Annotated in this window: 8 protein-coding genes; 3 read left to right on the forward strand and 5 right to left on the reverse strand. The window is 66.5% G+C overall.

Annotated features, from left to right (window positions below; genetic code table 11):
• Positions 1-90 precede the first annotated feature (90 nt).
• Entirely contained in the window at positions 91-519 is a 429-nt protein-coding gene (locus tag VIB55_RS03565; protein ID WP_331875294.1) for a hypothetical protein, read from the forward strand.
• 53 nt (positions 520-572) lie between these two features.
• Here VIB55_RS03565 and VIB55_RS03570 read toward each other — a convergent pair whose 3' ends face one another.
• Positions 573-770 (reverse strand): hypothetical protein, encoded by a 198-nt coding sequence (locus VIB55_RS03570; protein WP_331875295.1) that lies wholly within the window; start codon positions 768-770, stop codon positions 573-575.
• A 272-nt stretch (positions 771-1042) separates the two neighbouring features.
• Between VIB55_RS03570 and VIB55_RS03575 the strand changes: the two genes are divergently transcribed.
• On the forward strand, positions 1043-1216 hold the full coding sequence (locus tag VIB55_RS03575; RefSeq protein ID WP_331875296.1) for a hypothetical protein: 174 nt from the start codon (positions 1043-1045) through the stop codon (positions 1214-1216).
• A 116-nt stretch (positions 1217-1332) separates the two neighbouring features.
• Here VIB55_RS03575 and VIB55_RS03580 read toward each other — a convergent pair whose 3' ends face one another.
• The 4 genes from VIB55_RS03580 to VIB55_RS03595 form a co-directional block, all read right to left on the reverse strand.
• The gene (locus tag VIB55_RS03580; RefSeq protein WP_331875297.1) at positions 1333-1872 is read right to left on the reverse strand and encodes a hypothetical protein; all 540 of its coding nucleotides are present in this window, start codon (positions 1870-1872) and stop codon (positions 1333-1335) included.
• On the reverse strand, positions 1859-2365 hold the full coding sequence (locus VIB55_RS03585) for a nuclear transport factor 2 family protein (protein ID WP_331875298.1): 507 nt from the start codon (positions 2363-2365) through the stop codon (positions 1859-1861). The genes VIB55_RS03580 and VIB55_RS03585 overlap by 14 nt, the downstream gene beginning before the upstream one ends.
• 152 nt (positions 2366-2517) lie before the next feature.
• Positions 2518-2739, reverse strand: coding sequence for a hypothetical protein (locus tag VIB55_RS03590; protein ID WP_331875299.1), 222 nt, complete (start codon positions 2737-2739; stop codon positions 2518-2520).
• 155 nt (positions 2740-2894) lie between these two features.
• Complete coding sequence (locus tag VIB55_RS03595) at positions 2895-3323, reverse strand: YciI family protein (RefSeq protein WP_331875300.1); 429 nt, start codon at positions 3321-3323, stop codon at positions 2895-2897.
• Between the two features lie 275 nt (positions 3324-3598).
• On the opposite strand from VIB55_RS03595, the gene VIB55_RS03600 reads away from it, so the two are divergent.
• Positions 3599-4828: efflux RND transporter permease subunit (locus VIB55_RS03600; RefSeq protein ID WP_331875301.1), on the forward strand; the 1230-nt coding region annotated here is incomplete at its 3' end.

Below are 4828 nucleotides of genomic sequence, written 5' to 3' on the forward strand. Positions count from 1 at the left end.
TCTCGCCACCGCCAACTAGGAGCAGAAGCAAAGTAGAATTCCCGCTGTAACAATCCTCCCTATGGTCACCGTTCAAGCAAGGAGACTTCCATGCCGATCTATCCAATCACGATTGAAGGGAATGCCGACTGGAATACGGTCAGGATTATCGGTAGCGGGACGTGGGTCAGAGCCGCGGGGCAAACGATTAGCTACACGTCAGATTCGGGGAATTCAACTTCTTTGGAGATCGGCGACACGACTGTCGCCTTTGGCCAGCGCCAGTACAGCACCGGACGGAAGGTAGTCAGGCTTGGATTGCTGACTGATGCTTCTGTCCTGCAGGTCCATACGGAACACGGAGGAAACGGTACTCTCCTTCGAATCAGTTCCCCGGTTGACAGTCGCGAGAATACCCAGACGGGCGGTGCCACCAACCCGCAGGATCTTACGATTCATCTTTCCAGCGCCAGCTTGGCGGAGGCGCGCTTAGAGGCAGAGCAGGAATTTGAGCGGGCTGAACTGCCGGCTCTACGCTAACGTTGGAAAGCACACGGGAGAGGGGGCGGGCATCGGCTCTCCTTCTCTGTCCCTCAGGTTACTAGCTCTTGTAATTCCCTCGCCAACCGGTCCGCCGCCTCCGCCCGCTCGCGATTCGCCGCCGCGCCGCGCTTTGCCATTCCCGCCAGCACGGGCTCCCATCCCGCCCGTGGCTTGTGGCGGCCCGTTTCTGAGCGCCAACGCTGCGCCATGTTCAGCGTCACGCCGAACTCGGTGGCGACGTCCTCCATCGAGTATCCGCACGCCTGCCGGAGGCGGTCAACCGCCTCGCGAAATCGTGCGCGTTCACTGGACGTATCCATTGGTGATCTACGGGCTACATGAGTATAGACAAACTGCTGCCGGTCTACTATATTGCAGACCAGCAGGGACAAAGAAAAGGCTGACCGTTCTCCCGCGAAGAAGTACCGGCCAGCCTCACTCGCGAACAGACCCGAAGGCCGCCCGCTACCGCAAGTGTAGCCCTGCCGGGCGGCGAGGGTCAAGAGAGACGGAGACCTGCATGCCTACCAAGCAGAAGCCCGACGCGCCCGCGCCAGAGCAGCAGCCCGGCTTCACGATCAAGAAGCGCCACGGATACCGGGACTGGATGGTGATCGACCCTCAGGGCGAGCTGGTGTGCCTGACCGTCTACAAGCGCGGCGCGGCGGAGGTGGTGCGGCGGCTGACGGCGTGACGACGGGATCTAACGACGACCGGCAGCCTCCGCGAATTCGCGGGGCTGCCGATCTCTTTAGGATCAGCGATTCGGGCCTGGAGGGCCGGAGGGAAAGAGCAGCGATCGAGAGGGAGTTAGAACGTTTCACCAAGCCACGGGAAGGCACACCCGAGCACCCAGGCGAATTCGAACCACAAGAAGAGCATCGGCAGGGCGGGGCTGCGCCATGACCGCCAGCAGATCGCGAGCGCACCCATCGCGAATACGGCACCGACGCCCAGTGCGATGTTCAGGTACAGGAAGACGGGCCCCTGATACTGCTGCCCGTAATCCCAGCCCACCACGTACCAGGTAATGCTCAGCACGATCAGCACGGCTGCCGACCAGGGCAGAATCCGCCGCGCCCGATCAGGCCGGCGCTCGACTCCCCGGGCGAGCTTGAAGAACAATGCGGCCGGCAGGAGCGCAGCCACCAGGCTGGCGCCTGTCAGGAAATTGTAGAGAGGCTTCGATCGCGCGCCGTCCGGCAGCGAGTACCAAAGCGTATCCACCAGGATGGTGGGTGCGGCCAGCAGAAGGAAGGAGGGCACGGAAAGCCAGAGAATGGACGCGCACACCACGCCGATGATCGTGATGCTGCCGACCCAGGGCAGCGCGCGCTCAACCCTCCTCATGGTCCTGCGTCGGGTTGGCGGTGTCCGAACTCTCCCGCATGTATTTGTCCAGGCCCTGCAGCGCCATCGCGCGGACCTTGTTCTTCAGCGGGGGTGTCCAGCCGAGGGCGAGGCCGGCGGGGCCCAGCGCCTGGCGCGCCCACTTCCAGAACGAGAACGTGTCGGTGTGGCGCACGATCAGCCCGTCGCGGAACTCGAACTCCGCGTCGATCTGGTTGAGCACCTTTCGCCCCGTCTGCCCGAAGGTGTAGCGCGCGTCCCAGTGCGCGCGCCCACGCTCGTCGTCGGCGTGCACGTTGGACGCGTTGACCTCCAGGTCCGTGGCGCGGGCGCAGAGCATGGCCCACATGGCGCCCGCCTCGGCCCCGCGCAGCTCGCCGAACGCGGGGTCGCTGAAGACGACCTCCGGATGGTAGCATGCGGCCATCCCCGCCGCGTCCAGCGCCGAGAAGGAGTCGTAGAAGCGGTGGATGAGCGCGGCGTTGGGATGCATGACGTTCCTGGGCAGAGGGGAGGCCTGCTGTCCGCCAGGATGATGCCGCAAGCAAGGGGCCGTCGAAAAGGCTTGTTCTTCAGTGCGGAGGTGCTGCGGAGGATCGGGAGGTGCGCAGAGAAGGTTTGCGCACGCTCCCGATCCGTCGATGACTAGGCGCAGTCGAAGCCGGTCTCGCCGCAGCCCGCGGCGCAGTCGGTGTTGACCGAGCAGCCGAACGTACAATCGAAGTACCTCGTGTCGCCACACTTTTCGATGTCGTAGGTCTCGATGGACGGGCCGCCCTCGTGGGCGTACATGGTCCCGCGCTCACCCGCGGCCGGCGCGGTGTCGAACGATTCGACCTGCAACGATTCCAGCTTCAACTTGCGCATCGGGAGCTCCGTGATGGGGTAGGGGAGGGCCTGCCTGTGCAGGCCACCCAATCTCACGAATTGTCGGGAATTATTCAAGTCGCTCACGCCCGCGGGGCAGCTCGGGTGCCCCGCGGGATCTTTCGTCAGCGCCCGACGTGCCTGGGGGCGGGGGTCTACTGGCGTGCGGCGACTTCGGCGCGCAGACGGTCTTCCAGTTCCTGCAGCTCCGGCGTGAACGCCTCGCCGAAGTCCTCGTTCTCGAACACCGGGCGGATCTCCAGCTCGGCCTCGGTGCCGGGCATGGGGTTGGGGCAGCGCCGGGCCCACTCCACCGCCTCCTCCATCGAGCTCACCTGCCAGAGCCAGAAGCCGGCGACCAGCTCCTTGGTTTCCGAGAAGGGGCCATCGATCACCGTGTGGCCGCCGCTGGTAAAACGCACGCGCTTGCCGCGGCTGCTGGGGTGCAGCCCCTCGCCCGCCAGCATGATCCCCGCCTTGACCAGCTCCTCGTTGTAGGCGCCCATCTTCACGAGCAGATCCTCGTGCGGCATCACGCCGGCTTCCGAGTCCGCGCTGGCCTTCACGATCACCATGACTCGCATTGCTTCCGCTCCTGATTGGTAGGTTGGTGGCCGGGGTTCGTCCCCGTTCTATCCATGCGACGAACGAGCATCGGCGAAATCGACAACTCGATCATCCGCGATCATCGACAGGCCGGAACGGTAGCCATTCGCCGGGCGCCAGGCCAGACGTCCACCCTCCTCCGTGGCCTCCGTGCCCTCCGTGTGAGACGCCTTCCGTGCCCGGGATTGTGTCGCGGCCACGCCGTGGGCACTATGTTTCCCGCTCCGCCCCGTGTGCCTCTCATCCGCCCGCCATGCCGCCGCACTCTCGTCTTTATCGCATCCTGAAGCTCGTCGCGACGCGCCCGCGAACGACGCTGCTGGCGCTGCTCGTCGCGGTGGCGCCGTTCGTGGCGGCCGGGGCGGCGCTCAAGCCCGACAACTCGCTGTCGGTGTGGTTCGTGGACGACGACCCGGCGCTCGTGCGCTACCGCGAGTTCGTGCGCGAGTTCGCCAACGACGAGGTGGTCGCCATCGCCTACCGCGCGCCCGGCGACGCGCTGGCGGCGGACGAGGCGCAGCTTCAGCGGCGGACGGCGGACCGGCTGCGGCGCATCGACGGCGTGCAGCTGGTGACGGCGCCCGCCATCCTGGCCGACAGCCTGGGTACGTGGGCGCAGGCGCGCGCGTACCTGCAGAAGGCCGGGCTCGTTTCGGAGGATGGACGGACGGCGACGCTGCTGGTGCAGATGGCCGCGCGCGACGACATCGACGCGGTGCGCGGCGACATCCTGGACCGCATCCGCGCGGAGGTGGCGGCGACGCTCGGCGCCGCGGGGCGGCCGGCGCACTTTGCGGGCATTGGCGTGCTGTACGATGCGCTGAACCGGCAGACCATCAAGGACAGCGGGTTCTACCTGGGCATCGCGTTCCTGGTGATGGGCGCGCTGCTGTGGGTGGCCCTGCGCCGCTGGCGGGCGGTGGCCATCGCGCTCATCCCGCCAGTGGTGGTCTCGTCCGTGACCACGGGGCTGTTCGTGCTCACCGGGCGGCCGTTCACGCAGGTGACCAGCATCCTCCCCATGCTGGTGCTGGTGATCGGCCTGTCCGACGCCATCCACCTAGTGGGCCACTACTACGCCGAGCGGCGGACGGCGGGATCGCTCGACCGGGATGCGCGGCGCGAGCTGGTGGCGCGCAGCGCGGCCTGGGTGGCGCTTCCCAACTTCTTTACCGCCATCACCACGGCGGCCGGGTTCCTGGCGTTGGCAAGCTCGCGGATGCCGGCCATCCGCGACCTTGGAATGTTCGCGGCCATCAGCATGCTCATCCTCTGGGTGATGACGCTGCTGGTCGGCACGGCGGCGCTGGCCATTTGGGACGTGCCGCCCCCACCCGAGCGGCCACAGGGCGATCGCCTGGACCGCGCGCTCGCCGCGCTTTCCACCCACGTCACCCGCCGCCGCTGGTCCGTGCTGGTTTGGATGACGATCATCACCGCGATCCTGCTCGCAGGCGCCGCGAGGGTGAGGGCGGATACCTAC

Source organism: Longimicrobium sp. (assembly GCF_036554565.1).
Taxonomy (GTDB): Bacteria; Gemmatimonadota; Gemmatimonadetes; order Longimicrobiales; family Longimicrobiaceae; genus Longimicrobium.

What these genes read in the sequence shown, in the direction of transcription:
- VIB55_RS03585 (WP_331875298.1), bottom strand. Translation starts at nt 2,365, where the DNA reads ATGCATCCCAACGCCGCGCTCATCCACCGCTTCTACGACTCCTTCTCG.
- VIB55_RS03575 (WP_331875296.1), top strand. Translation starts at nt 1,043, where the DNA reads ATGCCTACCAAGCAGAAGCCCGACGCGCCCGCGCCAGAGCAGCAGCCC.
- VIB55_RS03580 (WP_331875297.1), bottom strand. Translation starts at nt 1,872, where the DNA reads ATGAGGAGGGTTGAGCGCGCGCTGCCCTGGGTCGGCAGCATCACGATC.
- VIB55_RS03565 (WP_331875294.1), top strand. Translation starts at nt 91, where the DNA reads ATGCCGATCTATCCAATCACGATTGAAGGGAATGCCGACTGGAATACG.
- VIB55_RS03570 (WP_331875295.1), bottom strand. Translation starts at nt 770, where the DNA reads ATGGAGGACGTCGCCACCGAGTTCGGCGTGACGCTGAACATGGCGCAG.
- VIB55_RS03595 (WP_331875300.1), bottom strand. Translation starts at nt 3,323, where the DNA reads ATGCGAGTCATGGTGATCGTGAAGGCCAGCGCGGACTCGGAAGCCGGC.
- VIB55_RS03590 (WP_331875299.1), bottom strand. Translation starts at nt 2,739, where the DNA reads ATGCGCAAGTTGAAGCTGGAATCGTTGCAGGTCGAATCGTTCGACACC.